Below are 2417 nucleotides of genomic sequence, written 5' to 3'. Positions count from 1 at the left end.
GTTTACCGGAATACATGGTGCCGAGGCTGGGTCAGGTGGTCCCTGAGTGGCCGCTGACAGCCAGTGGCAAGATCAACAAAAAGGCGCTGCCGGAGGTGGATGCCACCGCACTGCAGGGCCGCTACGTAGTGCCGCAAACAGACACCGAGCAGGCGGTGTGTGAGATTTGGGCGCAGTTACTCAATGTAGAAGCCAGCCAGATAAGCACACAGACAGACTTTTTCGAGCTGGGCGGACATTCACTGCTAGTGATGCGCCTGGTAACCCGACTTAACGACACTTTTGCGATCAACCTAGCCATCCAGGATTTATATCAGCAAATGACCGTTGCCAACATCAGTCGCCATATCGACGACATCTTCACTTTGCATGTCAGTGACACGACGCACAGTCCCGCTGCATCCGACTTCGAGGAATTTACCCTATGATGATCCAAGAATTATACCGCGCTTTGCTGGAGCAAGGCGCCAGTGCACAGCACCACCAAGGCGAAGTGAAGCTACACCTTCCAAAAGCCCTGGATGCGGCGCTGAAACAACAGCTAATAGCAAGAAAAGACGAACTAAAACAATATCTGTTGGGGTTATATGCCAGCGCTTCTCAGGCCCCTGTGATCAAGCCCGTTGAGCGGACGCAGGCGCACTTTCCATTGTCATCAGCGCAGCAACGCTTGTGGTTTCTTGACCAGCTTCAGGGCAATACCATTGCATATAATATGTCGGCGGCATTCACTGTATCGGGTGAGTTTGACCTGGCGGTACTAGAGCAAACCATGCAGTCCATAGTGGCGCGTCATGAAGTACTGCGCACCCGGTTTATTGAAGTGGAAGGGGAAGGCAAACAGCAGCTGGTGAGCGCACCGGCACAGCTTGTGTCCTCGCACGACCTGAGTGACCTGACCGCGTCGGCGCAGCAAACGCAGCTGGACGCTTTGCTGGCACAAGAGGCCGCTTATGCTTTTGATTTAAGTACAGACAGCTTGATCCGGGTTCATTACGTCACCCTTTCCCCGCAGCAGGGCGTGTTGATGTTCAACCTGCATCATATCGTGTCGGATGGTTATTCTGTGGCACTGCTGGTGAAGGAGTTTTCTCACACCTACAGCGCACTGATTGCAGGCCAGGAGCCTGAACTGGCGCCACTGCCATTACATTACATTGATTATGCGCACTGGCAACAAAATGAAGCCCGGACACATTATCAAGCTCAGCTGGACTATTGGGTGAAGCAGCTTGCCGATGCGCCAGAAGTACACACTTTGCCTGTGACGGGACAGCGAGACACTCTTCAACATCCAGCGCAAAAATTCACGCAGCAATTACCTGAACACCAGGCCAAAGCCATTGCTGACAGTGCTGAAGCATTGCAGTTAAGTCCATTTGCATTTTTGCATGCTTTATTGTCCCTGGTAGTCGCCAGACACAGTCATAGCCAGGATATTGTCATTGGCACCCCGGTTGAGAACCGGCTGCAAAGCGGATTGCAGTCGTTGCAGGGCTTTTTTGTCAATACCGTGCCACTGCGAGTGTCGACGGAATTTGACACTCTGATGGAGTATTTTGAGCACGTTAAAAGTATCAATCAGCAGGCGCTGGCGAATCAGGAATTACCACTGGATCAGCTGATTGAAGGACTTCAGATCTCACGCAGTCAGGTTCATGCGCCATTATTTCAGATCCTGCTGACGGTAGAGGGTACGCCCGCTCAGCCAGTGAGTACGCAGTTTAATGTTGCTGATGTGCAGTTAACGCAGCAAGTCTTACCTGTGACCAGCAGCAAATTCGACCTCGACATCAACCTGGTTTTTAACGAGCAGGGGCTGGCGCTGAACTGGGTGTATGACAGTCACCTGTTTACCGCCGACTATATTACCAAGCTCAGTACGCATCTGAGTCAGCTTATTGCTGCTTTGGTGCCACAAAACCTGGCTTCACTCAGTCAACAGTCGCCGCAGCAGATCGATATGTTGAGTGAGCAGGAGCGCCAACACTTGGTGTATGATGTGCAAAGTGAAACACTGGCTTATAACGCTGAGCTCAGCCTGCATGAACAAATCAGTCGTCAGGCTCAGTTAACACCGGATGCCATCGCCATTGATATGCCCGGCGGTCGCACACTGAGCTATGCCCAGCTGGACGCCGGTGCCAATCGCATAGCCGCATACTTGCAGCAACACTATTCACTCAGCGCCGACAGCATGGTGGGCGTCAGCACTGAGCGACATGCCGAGATGGTAATGGCCATACTGGCCATCCTGAAAACCGGTGCCGCCTATTTGCCGCTTGACCCGGGCTACCCCAGTGCCCGACTGGCACAGATCATTGACGATGCGAAGCCGGTCGTGACCCTCACCGATAACCCGGCCATCCTGCAAGGCCTGGCCACCGACACGTTGAGTCTGGCGACGCTGAATGATG

General features: G+C 53.1%; 2 protein-coding genes. Both read left to right on the top strand.

All coding sequences use genetic code 11. The annotated features are described in order from the left end of the window. Window positions 1-428: phosphopantetheine-binding protein (locus tag QNM19_RS24405; RefSeq protein WP_284027314.1), on the top strand; the 428-nt coding region annotated here is incomplete at its 5' end. Beyond that, the coding region (locus QNM19_RS24400) for a condensation domain-containing protein (RefSeq protein ID WP_284027313.1) at window positions 425-2417 on the top strand (1993 nt) is incomplete at its 3' end. The genes QNM19_RS24405 and QNM19_RS24400, both read left to right, overlap by 4 nt.

The organism is Pseudoalteromonas ardens (assembly GCF_030125445.1).
Taxonomy (GTDB): Bacteria; Pseudomonadota; Gammaproteobacteria; order Enterobacterales; family Alteromonadaceae; genus Pseudoalteromonas; species Pseudoalteromonas ardens.
This window is presented reverse-complemented; position numbering and strand designations above follow the sequence as displayed.